Here is a 17834-nt window from a genome sequence, read left to right as displayed (position 1 = left end):
GTTGACGCATCGACCAGCAGTATCCATTTCTTTTCTATCTACCCAGACGTGGTGCTTCCCGTCCGGGGCGCGCTCCGTCCTACCCTGGAGTGCAACATGATTCTCTATCACGCCGGTCCGAAGTGGCTCCATGTTGAGGAAAGTGCCATGACCCGCACGGATCTGGCCAAGCGGTTGTGCGAGAACCACCAGTTCACGCAATGCATGATGTATGAGCCGTTCGGCCGCGGCCGCGGCGCAGTGATTGCCAAGCGCGATCACATACTGGTCATGGCGATTGCCACCGACGGTGGCAACACCTGGTACTCCGTGGCACCGTCCAAGGAGCTGCAAGACGTTATCTGGTCTTTTTCGAACGGCTTTGCCGGACAGTGGAGCGCATTGGAGCTCAGGGCCATGACAGGCCTGGACGACTGGAAGGCGCTTCTGCAAATGGCCGGAGTTCAGTTTGCGGCGGCGGTGCGTTCGGTCGAACGCGCAATCGCGGGCCAGCCGGAGCAGGATGTGCCGGCCGCGGCCGAGATGCCGGTGTTTGATGGCGGCGCCATGGAGCTCCCGTCTGACTATCTCCACTCCTTTGGCGCGGAGGTCCTCGAATGCGCCCATTGAAACTGACCCTCGCCGGCTTCCACGGTATCCGCGATGGCATGCACCGGGACAGCGTTACGGTGGATCTGACCGATCTGCCGGCTGGCCTGATTGCAATTGTCGGCCCCAACGGCGCCGGCAAGACCACGATCATGGACAACCTGCATCCGTATCCGCTCATGCCGAGCCACGCAACGAAGATGTCGGCCGACGCTTTCTCGTACTGGGACCACCTCTGTGCCCCGCGCGCGGAGAAGGACCTGGAATGGGAGCACGGCGGCAAGGTTTACCGGTCGGCATTCGCGTTTCGCAACCCGGGCAAGAGCCGCAAGGCGGAGTACTACCTGTTCGAGAAGAGCGCGACGGGCGACTGGAGCCCGGTGCAACTGTCTGACGGCACCGTTTCCGATGGCAAGGCCGACACGTACGGCCGCTGCCTTGACTCGGTTCTGGGATCGGCCGAAGCCTTCTTCACCAGTGTGTTTTCCGCGCAGAACCGGCGGCCGCTGGCAAGCTACCAGCCCGCCGAGATCAAGAAGCTGCTCGCCGAGCTGCTCGGGATCGATCACCTGCGCGAGCTGTCCGCGAAAGCGGGCGACGTGGCCAAGGCGCTGAGCCGTGCTCTGGATGGGCTGCAGCGGGATGTACTTGTGCTGTCTGGCAAGCGCGACACCGTGGCAGCGATGACCAGGGAGATTCAGGAGATCGACCAGGCCCTTGCTGCTGAGCGGACGCATCGTACGGAGCGGCTCAACCGTGGCAGCAAGCTGGAGCAGGAACGCGCCACGCTGGCTGCCAAGCAGGCGGCATCGGCCGGCACTGAAGCCCGGTTGCGCGAGTTGCATCAGCGCAAGCGGGAGTTGATGGCACGTGGCCAGCAGCTTGCCATGGACGATCGCACGGCGATTGCGAAGGCGACTGCGCGGCAGCGGGACCTTGAGCATACCCTGGCGACGAGCCAGGCAACCCTTGCGCAATCCGAGGCGATCACCGCCGCGGGCGCGCAACAAGATGGCGTGCAGATGGCCCTTGGCCGTCGGCAAGCGGAACTTGCCGAACGGCAGCGGGAGCTGGCCGAAGTCGAAGCGCTTGCGACGCGGCATGCGGGGCTGGTAAGTGAGCTGCGCGGGATGGAGCAGCGCGGCTCGGTGGCGGCACAGCTGGCGCGGACCCTCAAGGCCCAGACCGATGTCATGGATACCGTGCCTTGCAGCGGCCACCCAATGCACAGCCAGTGTCCGTTGCTTGCGCAAGCCCGCGAGGCCAAAGGCCAGTACGAAGCCCAGGCTATCGTGGTGACCAATCTGCGTACCAGCTACAGGGATAAGCAGGAAGCCCTGAGGCCAATGGACGCGGCATTGCAGCGCCTGCCGGCGGCTCGTGAAGCGGTGGCATCCCTGCAGCGAGACATCGCGCGAGACAATCAGCAGCTTCAACGCCTGACTGCCCTGGCGGCTCAGAGACCGTTGCTTGACACCGCCGCCGCTGCGCTTGGGAAGGCACGGGGCGACCTGGCAGCCCTGGCGCAGGAGGAGACTGAACGGAAGGACCGGCTCGTCCGGGATCTCCAGGATGTTGAATCCCAGCTGGCTGTGATGCAACGAGAGGTTGACACGCTGGCCGTAACCGATGTGACGGGCCTGATTGCGGACCTCGACCGCGACATTGCGGGCGTCCGGGAAGGGGTCAGCGCGGCCGACGGCAAGATCGAAACATTGATCCGCCGTCAAAGTGCGCTGGCCACTGAACGTGACCGGATCGAGCGGGAGCTTGGTGGTTTGCCGGGGCTTGAGTCGCAGGTGCAACGCCTGTCCGACGAAATCGCGCAGTGGAAGCTGCTCGGCAAGGGGCTCGGCAACGACGGCGTGATCGCGTTGTCGATCGATGATGCGGGGCCAGCCATTACCGGCATCGTCAATGACTTGCTGCTCGCCTGCTATGGGCCGCGATTCACAATCGCGATCCGGACGCAAACGACGCTGGCTAGCGGGGAAGCCCGGGAGGGGTTCTCGATTGCGGTACTGGATGCCGATAACGATAGCTCGAAGGAGTTTTCCGTGATCAGCGGCGGCCAGAAGGTGTGGATCAACGAATGCCTGACGCGCGGTATCGCCCTGTATCGGGCGCAACACGCGCGGCAGTCCTTTCAGACGCTGTTCACTGATGAAGCGGACGGTCCGCTGGATCCGGAGCGCAAGCGCGCCTTCATGAAGATGAAGCGTGAAGTGTTGCGGGTTGGCGGATATGAACGGGAATTCTTCATCTCCCAGACGCCGGAGCTGGTTGATGAGGCCGATGGCATGATCGACGTCACGGCGCTTGCTGCCGGGGCGTAATCGCCTTCTCTATTTCAATCCATGGCCGGTTCCGAAAGGGACCGGCTTTTCCATTTCTTCTGACAGAAAACTGGAGCAACCATGGGTGAGGGGCCCAGCTTTCATAGCTCGGACGGCTCCAAGGCGGCATGGGAGAGCCGTGTGCTATTCTTGGTGCACAAGTGCACCTAAGCGCGAAGTTATGAACGAAGTCAAAGAGGATAACGGCGCGGAGCTGCGTGCGCTGATCGTGCAAGCCGGCATCACCCAGGTGGAAGCGCTGGCGTTGGTCAACAAGGGGCAAGCCTTTCCGATTTCCCTGTCCACTTGGAAATCATATCTGGCAGCACCGGACAGTACGCGGCGGCGTAATTGCCCGGATGCGGTCATCAATCACGCCAGGAAGACGATCGGGAAGCCAAGCGAGCGCGCTTGACGTGGTGCACGTGTGCACCTGGCATTAAGCCACATTTGATGGAGCCGTCATGGGTACGGCCTATGAGAAGGATGTGGTGGCCTGGGCAGGCGAGCAGGCCGCACTGCTGCGTGGGGGCAAGCTGTCGGCCATCGACGTTCGGCACATTGCAGACGAGATCGAGGACGTGGGCAAGAGCGAACAACGCGAATTGGCAAGCCGCATGTCCGTGCTGCTGGCGCACCTGCTGAAGTGGCAGTTTCAGCCTTCCCGCCGCAGCAAGAGTTGGCAGTTCAACATTCGCACACAGCGCAAGGAAGTTGCCTACGTGCTGAATGAAGCCCCAAGCTTGCGGGGTAAGTTCAGCGATGCTGCGTGGCTCGACATCGTATGGTCAAAGGCCCGCAGCATCGCGAGCAATGAGACCGGCCTGGATCTCGATGTCTTCCCGGAAGCGTTGCCTTGGGCTGTTGATGACGTGCTCTCGCAAGATTTCCACCCTGAATAACGGAAAAGCAAAGCATGGCACAGACCCTCGATGCTTTCATCGCCGAGCTGCGCAGCGATGTGGAGCGATTCGAGCAGGCTTACCGCGCGCGCGTGGTTGAGAAGCCGGATCAGTATCCGCTGAGCCTGCCGGATGGCCAGGAAGGGTTGTGGTTCGAGTTCTTCTTGGACTTCGTGACCAACGATAACGTTTGAGACGGAAAAGAAATTGAACAACGTCATCCTGACACCGGCGATAGTGGCAGCTCTTGTGAGCGACTGTCTTGGAACAGTGAAGGTTCTTGGAATCGTTGGTCGGTGCCGAACGGGAAAGACCTTGTCGTTGAAGCAGTGGACGGAAGAAACACGTGCACAAGATGGCTTGCGAGTTGCGTATGCCGACAGCCAGACGCTACTGATGAGTGAGAAGGTTGAGGTCGATTTCGAAGGCAAGGTGCGGGGTGCTACGGTAGGTCACTACCCGATGTTCGATTTTAACGGTGCTGATATTGTGGTCGTGGATGAGCCGCTGCAGAACCGGGAACTTGTGGAGAGGCTGTTTGCACACGTCGATCCCAGCGGGGGCGCTTTCATGCACCGGCTGATGGTACTGCCACTCCAGACTGAGGATTCCATTGAGCGCTTTGGCATCCCACGTTCGGCGGTTCGGCTGTACTCGGTCGCCGGTCTGCCGCTCTAACATAGGAAAAGAGCGATGCTCCTGCACTACGAGACCGAAGCCGATGCGCACGCGGCGGCGATGCGATTGCGCGCCATGGGGCCACATGCGCGGCGGCTACTCGAAGAGTGCGTGGAAACGCAGGAACTGAAGCGCAAGAAGGTATCAGCTGCGGCGCAGATGCTGTCCGACTCCGGTTTCATTTTCATCCGGGACAGCGGCGATATGTGGCAAGCAGAAGTCACGCTCAGTCCATCGCTGGCAGGGGAGGAAGCACTAGAGGCTCTAGAGTGGAACGAAGAGCGCTTGCGATGACGATGCTGCGATCGAAGCCGATGTACCGCGAAACGGATAAGAGCAATGGGTGCGAGCGATGGATTGGATGTGGGGGATGAGTTAGAAGCGAAAGCGACATCTAGGACTGGAGTCGAAGACGGTAAGCCCGTATTGCTCCACAAGGGGGGCAAACACTACAAAGTCGTTTTCTGTGGGCCACCACGGTTGTAGTCGTCGATGAGACGGGGACCAAGCAATGAGATTGATCGCGTGGATGCCTTCCTTACGACCTTCCATTGGCATCTGTTGGAGGTTGGGTCGCGCATGCACAGCAGTTGAGGCTCATGATGTTCGAGGAGCCAGAGCTGCCGCCGCCTGAGCGTGTGCCGCGTCAAGACGCAATTGGAAGCGGCGCAGGCCGCATTTGATCGGGCGGTACGGGAACACGGTGCCGATTCCTGCGTCGAGCTTCAATTCATGGCGGAGGTCCTCGCGCCGGTGCCGGATCTGCTACTGCGCTCCCGGTATCGCGCGGCTGTCCTGAAGCAGCGCGGTTGACAGGAAAAGGGGCAAGCGCGACGAGCGGCTCACGGCAAACACCAGTTCAGGTTGACGGCGAGACTATCGTAAGCGCTCGTTTGAGCACACCAACACCAGTTAGCGCTGGGTATTGAGACGGCTACTGACTCTCCAAAGATTTTGTAGAAGCCACAACTTTCCGACTTTGGATCGTCATTCGTGTAGGCGTGCCGTCAATCGCGCGTGCTGCTTGCCCCGTTGAAGAGTGAGGCGATCCCACGGGGCGGCAATGCTGAATAACGCTGGCGTTGGATCCCCCGATCTTGACTGCCGACTCATCTCCTTTGGCCTCGTCTTCAAAATTCGACGTCGCACGCAGCTTGTCCAGCACTTCCCGATAGTTGTCATGCAGTTCCGGCCAGTCCTCGCCAGGCTCTAGTGCTGCTGGATCAAGCCGACCGGAGACCACTGCCAGGCGCACCGCGGGATGGCGGTGTCCGACTTTCGCCAGCCATCCAGCGCACGCGAACTCCTCTCCTTGCCGGGATTGATGACACGCAAAGATACTGGCTCCAAAGTCCGGCCCCATGCCCCGGTGGTCAGGGCATGTATCAGCCAGCTTTTCGGCCAGCTCGAGATCGAAGTTTGGAATGTCTCCCGCACCCGCAGCGCGACGCCAGGGACACGATGCACAAGGTTTGCCTGGTGTTTTCATAGTTCAACTCTTGCCCTTACTCTCCAGCTGGGACGTACTCCGGAAATCCAACTTCTTGCGTCCAGAAATGCAGGCGCGGCCAGGCAGCGACACCGTTACGCTCGCGAATCGCGCAAAAGCCGGCGTGAGCGAGTCCGTGTACTCCAATGTAGGCGCGCATCTGCAGCGCCAGCCGGATTGCCTCACCATCACCACCGTACTCGTCGTCTCGAACAATCTCTTCGCCGGGCAGCCCCAATTCGGTACCCGCTGCCCAAGCCCATGCAGTGGCTTCTGGATCCGAGCATTGAATGACTGCACGATAGAGGGGATCGTCCGGATACACACCTGCCTCATCGACGACCTTCAGCATTTCGCGATGACCTGCATAGAGGTTTCCGTTCATAAGTGATCGGAAGCGCCGTGGTGTAATGGCCAGATGCCCCGCTTCGTGCAGAATTGTCGAAATCCGGCACGCAGGATCTACATGTAGCGCACCCTGCGCGATGCAGCATCCTTCGGAGAAGCCGGTTGCGCCGTCTTCGTATCGGGCAGGAACCCCGATTCCATTGAGGAAATGCATCACCCTGTCACGCGTTTCCGGGGCGTCAATTTGATAGTCCGGTGACAAGCTTGTCCGCATAAGTGATTCTCTTCCCCCCGCCGAATTTGCTTACCTGGACCGTATTGTAGCCGGTAGAATCCCCTGTCAAGCGAACCGCTTTTAGCCGTTCGAGTGGCCGCATTTCCGACAGTTCAAACACCGTGTAGCGGGTCAATATAGGTCCGCTGCCAGGCAACGCACGACGTTGCGAGCGACTGTGGTCGACCGACGACGCTTACGCGAACGCGCCGGGATATGCGACCGATTGGCGTTGGCACACGTTAAATCAGGCGCTATCGTGCAATGGCCGTCACGAACGGTGTCGCGCCGGATGATCCTTCCCTTGCCGCGTGCCGGGACTGACTGCATAGAAAAGGCCATGGAACACATCGCGGGATCGCTACCGTGATGGGCGACCCGACGTTTGAGCTTTGGCTTCCCCGTGACGACCGCACAGGCATGAGCGAGATGCAAGCTAAGCTAACGGAGCGCGAAGTCATCGACCATCTCTTTCGGATGGCGACGACGAGACTTCGATGGCACCTCCGAAATTTTGCCCTACCCGTGTGGAAGGAATGGCGAAATCTGACTGAGTGCTTTGCGTTGTCTGATCACGTCTACACGCAGTATGGATGCCTGAAGGGGATGGGGCGCGATGAAATCGCCCGGCGCACTTCATACAAGGATCGCCTCGGGCTAACCCTTGAGTACGACATCGATGCGTTGCGCTTGCGGAGGTGCTTTTCGAGGACCTGCCGGCAACCGGGGCTGGCATGGCGGCAAGTTGCTACGCCGCAGCCCTCGCCCTTCTAAGTAGGGATCCAATGCAAAAAAGCCCCGAAATCGCGAGTCGGGGCTTTTTTGTTCGCGGGAATCGTCGCGATTACGCTGCGGCGTCCTTCAGCTTCTTCAGCGGACGCACCTTGACCTTGACGCTGGCCGGCTTGGCCGCAAACCATTGTTCCTGGCCGGTGAACGGGTTCTTGCCGAACCGCTTCTTTGTGGCCGGCACCTGGATGGCCGCCACTTTGAACAGACCCGGCAGGGTGAATTCGCCGGCGCCCTTCTTATGGATCGCGCTCACCATGGTGTTTTCGAGGTGGGACAGCACAGTCTGAACGGTCTTCTTGTCCAGCTCGGTCTGGGTGACCAGGTGGGCGAGTAGGCTCGACTTGTTGAACGTGTCCTTCAGAGGCTTGGCGACCGGGGCGGCTGCGGCAGCCTTCTTGGCCGGAGCGGCCTTCTTTGCCGGAGCAGCTTTCTTTGCTGCGGTCTTCGTTGCAGTCTTTGCTACGGGTTTCGCTTTCGTGGCCATAGTCGTGTCTGGTTAGAAAAAAATGCGCGCCTGTAAGCGATTTAGGGTGGCGCACCGGCGAAGAATAGCAAAAGCAGGCGCGTATGCAAGAGGGAGGGCCCGATATCGTGTGCGCGCCAAGGGTTGCTCGATCAGCCGATCCTGAGCGCGCGGGAAGCGCGCCGGATGCGTGCAGCTGCCGCTCTCGCGGAGTCGCCCACTGCATGCCAGTCGTGGTGCCACCATGCGATAACGCTGGCAGCGGCCACGGTGTCCTCGGCACGGACGACGGCAATGACTTCCTCCGCGACGGCGGCCCACCAGGCCGCACCCTCACCGTCGCTCGCCCTTGGGTCGATCGCACGGCGGTAAATGACCTTCACAGTGTCCAGTGGAATATCCATGATCTTCCTTATTTGGCCTTTGCTGGCGCGTCAGGCGAGCTATCTTGGTGCATTGGCTCGTCCGCTGCCGGCAGTGTCGCAGCAATTCGGTCACAAGTGCGATGGCTGGCCAGCCCCAACATGCGGCTGACCTCATCACGTGAGCTGCCTGCCAGGAGATGGCGCCGGCAGAAGGTATTGCGCAACGTGCGGGGGCTTGGCTCTGCACCGGAGAACCCCATTGCGGCAAGTGCTGTGGCCACGATCCGACCGAAGCTCATGTCGGTGATCGGTCGACCATCGGGGGTGAGCGTGAATAGTAGGTCGCCCTCGACGGGGAGGATCGAGCGGCGCGCGCACCAAGTCCGCAATACAGGTATCGCGAAGTCGGCGAGGTGAACCGTGTGCGCGTCCCGTGCGCCGTGCGCCGACACAAAAAGATAGGGCGGGCTCGCATCCGGAATCAGATCCCTCAAACGCGCTGCTCGCGCTTCCCCCGCTGTAATACCCGTTGCGAGGAATGTCGCGACGATCGCGCGGCTGCGCAAGCCGGCCAGATCCTCGGCAGGCGATAGCAGATAGGCCTGTAGCCGCGCATCCTCAGCCTCATCAAGGAACAGGGGTGTGGGTTCTTCGTCTGGCCAGCGCTCAGCAAAGAGAAGTGCGGCCGCTGGGTTGTCCTGCCGCACGCCGGCGAAGACCAGATGCCGGCACAGGCGGTCCAGCAGCTTCACATACCGCATGCGGGTAGCCTGGGAGTACGACCGGCCGTCGGTCGTCTGCCAGAACGCGTCGACATCGGCGGTGCCAAATGAGGCGATGGTCGAGCCCCTGGTCATCACGTGTCGGCGGAAATGCTCGAACATTGCCTGATGTTGGACGATCGAGCGTGCTGAGAAGGGGCGGCGATCTGCGCCGGCCGCCTCACGCGCCTGCCAGTCGCGATAAGCCTGGGTCGGGTTGCTGAGCCAGAGGGAGTCCATTTGCGCCATACCCGCTGTTATATACTGAAATTATCTCATCTCCCACTCGTGCCGCCGCTTCGCGGCGTGTATTGCTTCCAAGAGAGGGTTCGGAACCGCGGCCTGCCATAGCAGTTGCGGCGCGCGGCAAGTTTTGCGCGGGTGCAGGCATAGCGTGGATAGGTGGCATCCAGCATGTCCGCGATCCGCTCCAAGCGGAGCTCCTGCGTGAAGCAGCACGCGAGCAGGCATTCCCAGGCGCAGTAGCGCATGATTTCCTGTAACAGCGCATACCGCTATTCGGGCGGAAACTGGAGATTGCCGACCTTCGCCCACACCTTCAGACCTGCATGGGCTAACGCCACGAGTTTGTCGGGCGGGGCTGGCCAGTTTCCTTCGGCATAGAGGGCCGCCACAGCGTTGTGGAGTATAATTTCACGTTCATGAAACAATCGTGACGAGCAGCTTCCACGCTGACCTCTCTTCTTCACGGGACGGGCCTCCATGCCGCGACCACTACCTGATCCGACGCCGCCTTCGCGCGCGACAATTCGCGCCATTCACCAACTGGGCGAGCGCATTCGAGCCACGCGGGCAGGGGAGGGGATGCCGATTGACCAGGCGGCAAGGCATTGCGCTGTCTCGATCGGCATGCTGTCCAAGCTGGAGAACGGCAAGGGCGTCAATCTCGAGCACGCCCTGCGTGTGCTGGACGGCCTGGGTTTGACGATGCTGGTCGTACCCAAGGCGCATGCGCCTTGGCTCGAACAGGCAGCGGCTCATGCGGCCAAGATCGGCGATGCGGCCAGGGATCAGCATGCCTGGCTGGAAGGCTAGAGACGCCGATCAGGACGGGCGTCATGCCCGGGTGCGGTCTTCGACCGGTACGGAAATGCCATTCGCTTGGCATGCTGACGCGCCTTATGCCTTGCTGGGCCATCCGATTCAGTGCCGATCCTGTGGGCGGCTTTTCCCCGGCTGCGGCGTGGGCGGCCGCCCATGCGTGCGGGGAAAATCGGCGAAGAAGCGCTCGTTGGGGCGGTCGCATTCGAGGGCACGGACGGCGGTCACACTTCCCTAGCGAGGAAGAGGCCATTGCCGCCGGGACAGAAAAGGCCAACCAAGACAAGGTCGAACTGCTGATCCATGGTCGGGACGGTCAGCTCCGCGAGCGCAACTCTTTCGGCAACGATCCACGCTCGATCAAGGGGTGATACGCTTCCCCCACGGGGTGGCATCTGGCGTCGCGGCATGGCCTGCGGCGATCTTTGGAGCTTCTGATGCCTGCAAACAGTATTAGCGTCGTGCCGGCCGAACATCAGTGGGCGCTACAAATAGACGGCACACCGGAGCCGCGTCAGTTGTTCCCCACGCTAGAAGCCGCGATTTGTGCCGGCTGGGCCAGAGCTCGTCGAGAGAATATCGAGCTTCACATCCAGCCGCTAGCTGGCAGCGTACGACTGCGCGCGGAGAGCGTCAATCCGGCGGACGTGGTTGGATAGGGCAGTCCGACATGGCGGCTATCGCCCGCCTCGGACGAGGCGGATATCGCTGGCAGCTGTGGCAGGGCACGCACCGTTGGCACGTTAGACGCACGGTCTGCCATAGCGGTTGCGGCGCGCACGCAGACGCGCTCGCGTGCACGCATAACGTGGGTACCGCCCATCCAGCATCTCGGCAATCTCCCGCAGGCTATCCCATTGCGTCGGATTGCACTCGAGCAAACTCCCGTAGGCGCAGTAGCGCAGGATCTCGTGGAGCAGGGCGTAGCGCTTTGGCTCCGGGAAATGCAGATTGCCTTCCTTGGCCCACGCCTTGTAGCCGGCGTGCGTGAGGGCCAATAGCTGGCCAGCTGTGCCATCGAGATTCTCGCTGAGCGCCTTCGCCTCCTGGTGCAGCGCTTTTTCGAATTCGCTCACGCGGCCTCCTGCAGCGGGTGAAGATCCGCCACGCCGACCCAGCGAGGGCCAATGCTGGTGCGACCGCGGATGATTTCCTCGACCTCCGCGTCGGCGGTCGGTCCGGATGGGCCTTGGAACAAGGCAAGCACACGGGCCTTGACGGCGGGCAGGTAAGGGGCCGCCCGGTAGATCAGGCCAGTCACGGCACCGGCTTCGATCCAGCCGTAGCGCCGGTAGAGCGGCGTGCCATTGGGGTGATGGCCCATCGGCTCGTTGAACCTCGGCGCAAGACCGTCGAGAAACGCGCCGAGTTGTGAGCGTTGCATGCCGATGCCGCCGGTCGTTTCCTGAAAGGCCGGCAGCGTGGTGTTGTATTGGCGAGCGAGCGCGGCGCGCATGACACGGCGGTACTCCTTGCCGCCGGCCAGCAACACCTTGCCGACCTGGGCTGGCCAGTTCGCCGATCCCGCGAATGCCGGCAGATCGGCCAACATCGCGTCGGCACGCTGCGCGGTCATGCGCTGGTCGTAGGGATCGATCACCGCGTGCGGATCCAGGAAGCCGTGACGTGCGGAGAGGATCAGGACATTCGGTCTAGCCTCCCGTCGCAGGTGCGCCCGATAGGAGTCGTACATCACGCCTTGGTAGAGGTCAATGGCACGCGCCTGCCGGTCGAGCTTCGTGCCGGAACAGGCAAGTAGCAGTAGCGCCGACGCGCTGGCGGGATGGACGCGGCCCGACGAGGTCGGGAACAGGGGGAGCTGCGTTTGGTGGGAGAGCATTGGCATCGTTGTCGAAGGGATGCTTTCACTCTATCGGCACCAACGCGAAGTCAAGGAGCGACGCCCGAACGGTTGGCGCTAGATTTCGCGCTTTCGATTCCGCATCCATTCCGCCGGAAATCGAGTACCTCGGGTCGTTGCGGCCCCTTGCGACGGGGCGCCTACCAGTCTCGAGGTAGACCCTTGGCCGCTCGCGGCCTTTCCACCCAGCCTGTTCGGCGGCCGAGCGGCTCGGCGGCGTCTGCCGGGGCCATGCACCCGTTTCCCCCTTCACCGTCGTTTCGTACTTGTTTTTCGTATCGTATCGTATTATTTTCAATACGATATCAACGGAGCACGAGCAATACGAAATGGCACGTCCGGGCATCACCTACGAGCAAGTGGCCGCGGTTGCCGAGGCGCTGGTCGCCCAACAGCTAAAGCCAACGCTGACCGCGGTGCGCGAGCGGTTGGGCAGCGGCAGCATGAACACGATTCATCGGTACTGGTCGACCTGGCAGGAACAGCAGCAGAAGCGGCCACCACGCAAGCTCAGCGAACCGAATTCACGCCTCCTTGCCGCGCTGGGCGCCGAGTTGTCCAAAGTCGCCGAGGAAGCGGCCGCCGAAGCGGAGGCCGCCCTGGCGCAGGCGATGAATGAGCTCGCCGCGATGGCAGCGAACGGCGAAGCGCTTGAAAAGGAGCGAGACGACCTGGCGCAGCAGCTCTTGGAAGTGACGACCGATCGCGATACCGTCGCGGGCAGGGCGAACGAGCAGGCCGACGAAATTGAGCGTCTGCAGCAAGGGGCGGCACGCCAACAGGAGGAGTTGGCACGCGTACGGCGCGCGCTGGCACAAGCGGAACTGCGCCTGGAAGCAGTGTCTCGCCTGGAGGACGAAGTGGTCGCGGTACGGGGTCAATGGGGGAGCGAGCAGGCTTTGCGCGCCGCGGCCGAGAAGGCCGCGGCCGTTGCCGAAGCCCAGCGCGCGGCAGAAGAGGCGGCTCGCCAACGCGCTGAAGCGCGCTTGAGTAGCGCCGAGACGCGGGAAGGGCAAGCACGCCAGGAACTGACAGAGGTGCACGCCGCGCATCAGTCCACGCGGGACAAGCTAATCGAAGCGGTCAGCCTGGCCGCTGAGGCACAGGCCGAGCTGAGAGCGTTGCGTGCTCACTTGGAGGCCAAGGGCGCGGAGACGTCCGCCGTTGGGAGTCAGCAACCGGACGAAGCGAGCGCGAACGCAACGGGGGCCGACGAAAGCAAACCGCCGGCGCGACCCCGTCGGCGGCGCTAACGGCGATCGGCATCTCCAGCTCGGGTCCTTGGGTGGTCGTATAGCAGAGCCGGGCGCTGCGTGAGCCTCTGCACTTGAGGCAAGCGGTTCTCGCTTCGGTGTTAAACACCCGCCTTTCAACCGCCCCGCGCGGCCGGCGCGCACGGCTCGACTGGGTTTTGCCGGGTAAGGCGTTCTGAGCCGTTCGCGCACTTTGATTTTCAAATGGTTGCACTATTGATACCACGCTGTCATGACAGACACCCGTAAGATCTTGGCGCAGATGCGCCAGGAGCCTGCCAGCCAATGTGCGGTTTTCGAACCTCATGAAGGTGTGCGAAGAATATTTCGGTACCGCCAGGCAATCGGGCACTAGCCATGCAGTGTTTAAAACACCTTGGCCGGGCGACCCACGTGTGAACATTCAGAATGACAAGGGGAAAGCCAACCAAGTGCTGAAGGCGATTGAGAAGCTGCACGAGGGAAAAAATGCCAACTGACCACTATACGTACCGAGTAACCTGGTCGACCGAGGACCAGGAGCACGTCGGGCTATGCGCAGAGTTCCCGTCATTGTCTTGGCTCGCCTCCACGCCTGAAGACGCCTTGGCCGGTATCCGGCAGGTCGTGGCGGAAGCCGTTGCCGACATGAAGTCCGGCGGCGAAGAAGTCCCCGTTCCGCTGGCGGACAAGCAATATAGCGGCGTCCTATCGCTTCGCATCCCGCCGGAGTTGCATCGTTCCTTGGCGACGCAGGCGGCGGAGCAAGGCGTCAGCCTTAACCGGCTCGTCAGCGCTCGCCTGGCTGTTCTGGCATAGGTAATGCCAGTCAAATTATCCCGGCGAAAGCGGCCTGGGCGCCATGCTACATCCTGCCATAAGTGATTTATACGGCATATGACGCATTCTTGGTGGGTCGGGATGGTGTTGCGTGACCCTTGGCAAGAGCCGATGCAGCGGTTTTCAAGGTCAAAAGACGGCTTGCAGAGGAAAAAGCCAATGGCCCGCTGTTGCGCGATGGTAGTCGCCGCATCTGTTGCGCAGAATCGCCTGGAAAGCCTTGAACTACTGTGGCCGACCGCCGCCACAGCGCAACACTTCAAAACATACCAGTTGTCAAAGCTAAGTTGAAATGTCCGGGTCGGGGGTGCGGATGAATTCTTGGACTGAGTTAAGTTGCGATTCCAAGGTGGCGCCGGTATTCGACCGGACTCATGCCGCGCAGCGACAATTTGATGCGCCGCTCGTTGTACCACTGGATGTAAGAGTTTAGCTCGTGCATGAATCCTTCTACCGTCGTGCCAGCCCAGTTGCGACAGTAGTACATCTCATTTTTCAGGCGACCGAAGAAGCCTTCGCAGGCTGCGTTGTCAGGTGAGCAGCCCTTTCGCGACATGGAACGGATGAGACCAGCCGCCTTGATGCGCTGCAGCCATCCCGGCCAACGATAGTGCGAGCCCCTATCACTGTGTACTACGGGGCTGTCGCCATCGGTGAGCGTGGTGATGGCGCCGTCGAGCATGCTATTGACCAATTGTGCGTCAGGCCTCGTGCCGATAGACCAACTTACAACCTTGCCGTCAAAGCAATCGATCATGGGCGATAGATACACCTTGCCAGCTGGAAGCTGGAATTCGGTGATGTCTGTCAGCCATTTTTGATTTGGCGCCTGCGAATGGAAATCCCTAGCAATCAGGTTCTCGGGGGCAGCGCCAATCTCCCCGCTGTAGGAACTGTACCGACGACGAGGCCGACGGACAGTAAGCTGCTCCTCCGCCATCAATTTGCGCACGACCTTTTCGGAGATCCGAATATCTCGCTGACGCAGCATCGCGTGGATACGACGGTACCCATAGCAGCGATGGTTGCTGTCAAAGATCTCGACCATGGCCTTACGTACATCGCCGTACTTATCGCGCAGCCTCAAGCCTGTCTTGTGATAGAAGTAGCTACTGCGCGCAAGCCCGACGACGCGAAGAAGCTCAGGCAACGGATACGTAGCTTTCAAGGCATCAACCACCTGTGTCTTCTCCCTGTTTGTCAGGGTCAGGGAGTTGATGCCTTGGTCTTTTTTTATTAGATCGCCCGCCTGCGCCAGGATGTCGCGCTCAAGTTGCAGCTGGCGTACCTGCTGTTCGAGCTGCGCGATTCTTTCCAGCAACGCTGCATGCTCGTCTTCAGGCGAGGCCAATTTACGTTTGCGCATAGATCGATATGCCTCGTCTCCGAGCAGTTGATCTTTCCACTTGTACAGCATCGGTCGGCTTACTCCAACCTTTTTCGCTACTTCCTCCGCTGAGCCCCGGCGGGCGCAAAGGTCAGTGACTGCCTGACGTCTCTGCTCGGACGCAAACGGCGCACTGGTGTTTGTGCTCGTGACCATGCGACGCGAGCCAGGGCGCAGCTCCTCAATCCAGCGGGCCAGCATTTCGGTGCTGGGATACCCGAGGGCTCTGCGGGTACCAACTAGAGAGCAGCCATGACCGAAGTAGTGATCCACCGCCACGCTTTTTTGCTCCAGCGTGTATCGATGCCTTGGACGGCGGTGCTCGGGCAGGTCCCCCAGTGCCTGGTAAAGGTTGACCCACCGCTTCAGGTTCTTACCCGACGGATAGCCCAGCTCACGAACGACCGTTGCCGTCTTTCCTCCATACTTTAAATACAGCTTGACCGCCCTGATGCGATCCTCGTACGAATACATGAACTACCTCCAAGTAGTCCAAGAATTCATCCGCACCCCCGAACCGGACATTACAACTTTGCCGCTACACCAGTAGTTCGCATAAAAAGATTTATGTTAAATCATTCAGTGCGACCGGGCACAGCACGCACATAACAGCGCAGCGTGGACCTCTTCCTGGCTTCTTTCCATAAATGGAGGCCTGCGGTACGCGCTATCAAATGACCAGCAAATAGAAGCGCTTCTTCTAACTTACTGAAATTATTAGCATTTATATCAGAGAGAGGCTCGTAGCTTCGAGGTCGTGAAGTAAGCTATCAAATTAGTTAGCGATTGTGACAGCGCCGGCCGCAAGTTCATCGTGAGGCCGCGACAAAAGGCCTCTAGCCGCTGGCTGTCACTCTAAACGCACGAGCCTGGCGCGCCGACTTCGACGCCGGTCGCCGCGACCTCCGACCAGGCACTCGCCTGGAGGAGTGGCTGCATCGAGGGCAAGGCCGTGCGAGGTTGTGCCATGAGCTGCTGCAGCGAAGACCATACCACCGTGGTGGAAGGGCTGCGGCTGGAGGAACTGCTCAATCGTTCAACTACCGTTGCAAAGACTTTCTGGTCCGAAGGGGAACGTTTCTGCCATAAGAAGTGGCAGCCCAGGAACAGAAGATTGGTCGCCCCTCGAGAAGTCCCAGAAGGGCAAGCCAGTAAAACTCCTGCCACGCATTCTTCCAGATTTATGAGCCCACACAAGGCCGATGGCCGACCCCTTGTTCAGCGTGGACACCAAGGACTTCGACATCGACAAGTGTCGGTTCGCCCTGATCGCCAGCAGCGCGTTGCAGATCGTGATCGGCGTGACGGGGCGCCCACTACAGACGCCTGCCGCCATTTCCGACAACGGATAGGGCACGTCCGTCCGGCCAAGTAGCGTCCATAGCGAGATCATTTTGAAGCCCGGCCCTTTGGTGTGCCTCATAATGGCACCCTCATATAACCAACGCATCACGCATGACCTCCAGCTTTCGCGTCTATATCGACGAGTCGGGCGACGAAGGATTTGTGTTCCTTCCCAACGAGCAAGGTAGTTCGAGGTGGTTCGTCCAGTCCGCCACGGTAGTTCGCACTGTGAACGACCTAGCAATGGTGCAACTCGTCAAGAACGCTAGGGAGCTACTGAGGAAGCCTGCTAAATCGCCCCTGCATTTTCGCAACCTGCGGCATGAGCACCGGGTGCCTCTGGCGCGCATGATTGGGGAGGCGCCACTGCGGCACGTGCATGTGCTGGTCCACAAGCCCTCAATCGCCGACCCGGAGGTTTTTCAGCAGGAGGCGTTTTCCTTATACCGCTACACGATCCGCCTTTTGCTGGAACGCGTGAGCTGGCTGTGCAGGGATACCGCGCGCCCTGGTGAGGGTGATGGTAAGGCCGAACTGATTTTCTCGAACCGATCGGCGATGTCCTATGCCGACCTCCATCATTACCTTGTGCGACTGCAGGGCCGGGAAGACTGCCGCATCCATTGGGACAGCCTCGACCTTGATGGCGTGCGCGCAGTGAATCACGACCAGTTGGCAGGCCTGCAGGTCGCCGACGCCGTGGCGACGAGCGCGTTCTACGCAGTCCACAGAAATCAGTATGGGGAGACGGAAGACCGATACCTGCGCATGCTCGCACGCAACCTGTATCGGCGCAATGGACAGGTGGACGGCTACGGCTTGAAGTTTTGGTGCGGCGACGCAGAAGATGGGGAGCGTCGGCGTGTGATCGCCGCGGTGCGCGACGACTGAGAAAAGACGGTTGCAGGCCCCGGATTCGAGGATCCCACCCAAAACGGGCTGCCGTCTTTCGACGACCTCTACAAGCTCCGCGCTTGCCTGCAACACCCAAATTATACGAGCCCTGATGCGATTTTCGCAACAGGGCTGGTTGGCCGCTGGTGGCAGCGATCGCGCGATGGAACCGCTCATGTGACGGATAATGCAGGTGAATACTGTATAAATATACAGTA

23 protein-coding genes are annotated in these 17834 nt (G+C 60.7%); 15 read left to right on the top strand and 8 right to left on the bottom strand.

The window, feature by feature from the left end:
• Nucleotides 1-96 precede the first annotated feature (96 nt).
• From F7R26_RS37130 to F7R26_RS37100, 7 genes are all read left to right on the top strand, one after another.
• A complete protein-coding gene (locus F7R26_RS37130) occupies nucleotides 97-609 on the top strand; it encodes a hypothetical protein (protein ID WP_058698139.1) in 513 nt (170 codons plus the stop codon).
• Nucleotides 597-2924 carry an AAA family ATPase gene (locus F7R26_RS37125; protein WP_058698138.1) on the top strand — a complete coding sequence of 776 codons (2328 nt, stop codon included), beginning with the start codon at nucleotides 597-599 and terminating at the stop codon, nucleotides 2922-2924. The genes F7R26_RS37130 and F7R26_RS37125 overlap by 13 nt, the downstream gene beginning before the upstream one ends.
• Nucleotides 2925-3105: 181 nt before the next feature.
• A complete protein-coding gene (locus F7R26_RS37120; RefSeq protein WP_058698137.1) occupies nucleotides 3106-3339 on the top strand; it encodes a hypothetical protein in 234 nt (77 codons plus the stop codon).
• Nucleotides 3340-3388: 49 nt separating this feature from the next.
• Nucleotides 3389-3826 (top strand): DUF29 domain-containing protein, encoded by a 438-nt coding sequence (locus F7R26_RS37115; RefSeq protein WP_058698136.1) that lies wholly within the window; start codon nucleotides 3389-3391, stop codon nucleotides 3824-3826.
• Nucleotides 3827-3840: 14 nt separating this feature from the next.
• Nucleotides 3841-4020, top strand: a complete 180-nt coding sequence (locus F7R26_RS37110; protein ID WP_058698135.1) for a hypothetical protein — start codon at nucleotides 3841-3843, stop codon at nucleotides 4018-4020.
• A gap of 13 nt (nucleotides 4021-4033) precedes the next feature.
• Nucleotides 4034-4504: a hypothetical protein gene (locus tag F7R26_RS37105; protein WP_081050300.1), complete on the top strand. Its 471-nt coding sequence runs from the start codon at nucleotides 4034-4036 to the stop codon at nucleotides 4502-4504.
• Nucleotides 4505-4519: 15 nt separating this feature from the next.
• A complete protein-coding gene (locus F7R26_RS37100; protein WP_058698133.1) occupies nucleotides 4520-4798 on the top strand; it encodes a hypothetical protein in 279 nt (92 codons plus the stop codon).
• Nucleotides 4799-5438: 640 nt separating this feature from the next.
• Here the strand turns inward: F7R26_RS37100 and F7R26_RS37095 are convergent.
• From F7R26_RS37095 to F7R26_RS37075, 5 genes are all read right to left on the bottom strand, one after another.
• Nucleotides 5439-5993: a DUF6283 family protein gene (locus F7R26_RS37095; RefSeq protein ID WP_143010729.1), complete on the bottom strand. Its 555-nt coding sequence runs from the start codon at nucleotides 5991-5993 to the stop codon at nucleotides 5439-5441.
• Nucleotides 5994-6009: 16 nt separating this feature from the next.
• Nucleotides 6010-6615: a hypothetical protein gene (locus tag F7R26_RS37090; protein WP_201025223.1), complete on the bottom strand. Its 606-nt coding sequence runs from the start codon at nucleotides 6613-6615 to the stop codon at nucleotides 6010-6012.
• Nucleotides 6616-7459: 844 nt separating this feature from the next.
• Entirely contained in the window at nucleotides 7460-7891 is a 432-nt protein-coding gene (locus tag F7R26_RS37085) for an HU family DNA-binding protein (RefSeq protein ID WP_058698129.1), read from the bottom strand.
• A 131-nt stretch (nucleotides 7892-8022) separates the two neighbouring features.
• Entirely contained in the window at nucleotides 8023-8274 is a 252-nt protein-coding gene (locus F7R26_RS37080) for a hypothetical protein (RefSeq protein ID WP_058698128.1), read from the bottom strand.
• Nucleotides 8275-8282: 8 nt separating this feature from the next.
• Nucleotides 8283-9245, bottom strand: coding sequence for a tyrosine-type recombinase/integrase (locus tag F7R26_RS37075; RefSeq protein ID WP_070940836.1), 963 nt, complete (start codon nucleotides 9243-9245; stop codon nucleotides 8283-8285).
• A gap of 576 nt (nucleotides 9246-9821) precedes the next feature.
• Here F7R26_RS37075 and F7R26_RS37070 point away from each other — a divergent pair.
• The 3 genes from F7R26_RS37070 to F7R26_RS37060 all read left to right on the top strand — a co-directional run bounded on the left by F7R26_RS37070 (nucleotide 9822) and on the right by F7R26_RS37060 (nucleotide 10717).
• Nucleotides 9822-10052, top strand: coding sequence for an XRE family transcriptional regulator (locus tag F7R26_RS37070; RefSeq protein WP_233528059.1), 231 nt, complete (start codon nucleotides 9822-9824; stop codon nucleotides 10050-10052).
• Nucleotides 10053-10075: 23 nt separating this feature from the next.
• Nucleotides 10076-10429: a DUF2188 domain-containing protein gene (locus F7R26_RS41550; RefSeq protein ID WP_327077464.1), complete on the top strand. Its 354-nt coding sequence runs from the start codon at nucleotides 10076-10078 to the stop codon at nucleotides 10427-10429.
• Between the two features lie 66 nt (nucleotides 10430-10495).
• Entirely contained in the window at nucleotides 10496-10717 is a 222-nt protein-coding gene (locus tag F7R26_RS37060; protein ID WP_081050298.1) for a DUF2188 domain-containing protein, read from the top strand.
• Between the two features lie 84 nt (nucleotides 10718-10801).
• Here the strand turns inward: F7R26_RS37060 and F7R26_RS37055 are convergent, their stop codons facing one another.
• On the bottom strand, nucleotides 10802-11134 hold the full coding sequence (locus F7R26_RS37055; RefSeq protein WP_233528058.1) for a hypothetical protein: 333 nt from the start codon (nucleotides 11132-11134) through the stop codon (nucleotides 10802-10804).
• Nucleotides 11131-11904, bottom strand: a complete 774-nt coding sequence (locus tag F7R26_RS37050) for a DUF6884 domain-containing protein (RefSeq protein WP_058698126.1) — start codon at nucleotides 11902-11904, stop codon at nucleotides 11131-11133. The genes F7R26_RS37055 and F7R26_RS37050 overlap by 4 nt, the downstream gene beginning before the upstream one ends.
• A 281-nt stretch (nucleotides 11905-12185) precedes the next feature.
• Here F7R26_RS37050 and F7R26_RS37045 point away from each other — a divergent pair, with 281 nt between their 5' ends.
• From F7R26_RS37045 to F7R26_RS37035, 3 genes are all read left to right on the top strand, one after another.
• Nucleotides 12186-13172: a DNA-binding protein gene (locus F7R26_RS37045; protein WP_233528056.1), complete on the top strand. Its 987-nt coding sequence runs from the start codon at nucleotides 12186-12188 to the stop codon at nucleotides 13170-13172.
• Nucleotides 13173-13477: 305 nt separating this feature from the next.
• Nucleotides 13478-13651 (top strand): toxin HicA, encoded by a 174-nt coding sequence (locus F7R26_RS37040; RefSeq protein WP_233528055.1) that lies wholly within the window; start codon nucleotides 13478-13480, stop codon nucleotides 13649-13651.
• The gene (locus F7R26_RS37035; protein WP_058698124.1) at nucleotides 13641-13970 is read left to right on the top strand and encodes a type II toxin-antitoxin system HicB family antitoxin; all 330 of its coding nucleotides are present in this window, start codon (nucleotides 13641-13643) and stop codon (nucleotides 13968-13970) included. Before F7R26_RS37040 ends, F7R26_RS37035 begins: the two co-directional genes overlap by 11 nt.
• A gap of 352 nt (nucleotides 13971-14322) precedes the next feature.
• Here the strand turns inward: F7R26_RS37035 and F7R26_RS37030 are convergent, their stop codons facing one another.
• Nucleotides 14323-15852, bottom strand: a complete 1530-nt coding sequence (locus F7R26_RS37030) for an IS3 family transposase (protein ID WP_058698951.1) — start codon at nucleotides 15850-15852, stop codon at nucleotides 14323-14325.
• A 728-nt stretch (nucleotides 15853-16580) separates the two neighbouring features.
• Between F7R26_RS37030 and F7R26_RS37025 the strand changes: the two genes are divergently transcribed.
• Entirely contained in the window at nucleotides 16581-16730 is a 150-nt protein-coding gene (locus F7R26_RS37025) for a hypothetical protein (RefSeq protein WP_158577658.1), read from the top strand.
• A 103-nt stretch (nucleotides 16731-16833) separates the two neighbouring features.
• Nucleotides 16834-17613, top strand: coding sequence for a DUF3800 domain-containing protein (locus tag F7R26_RS37020; RefSeq protein ID WP_058697666.1), 780 nt, complete (start codon nucleotides 16834-16836; stop codon nucleotides 17611-17613).
• The last annotated feature ends 221 nt before the right edge of the window (nucleotides 17614-17834 follow it).

The organism is Cupriavidus basilensis (assembly GCF_008801925.2).
Classification (GTDB): domain Bacteria; phylum Pseudomonadota; class Gammaproteobacteria; order Burkholderiales; family Burkholderiaceae; genus Cupriavidus; species Cupriavidus basilensis.
Note: the sequence above shows the minus strand (reverse complement) of the source record. Positions and strands in the feature narration are given on the sequence as shown.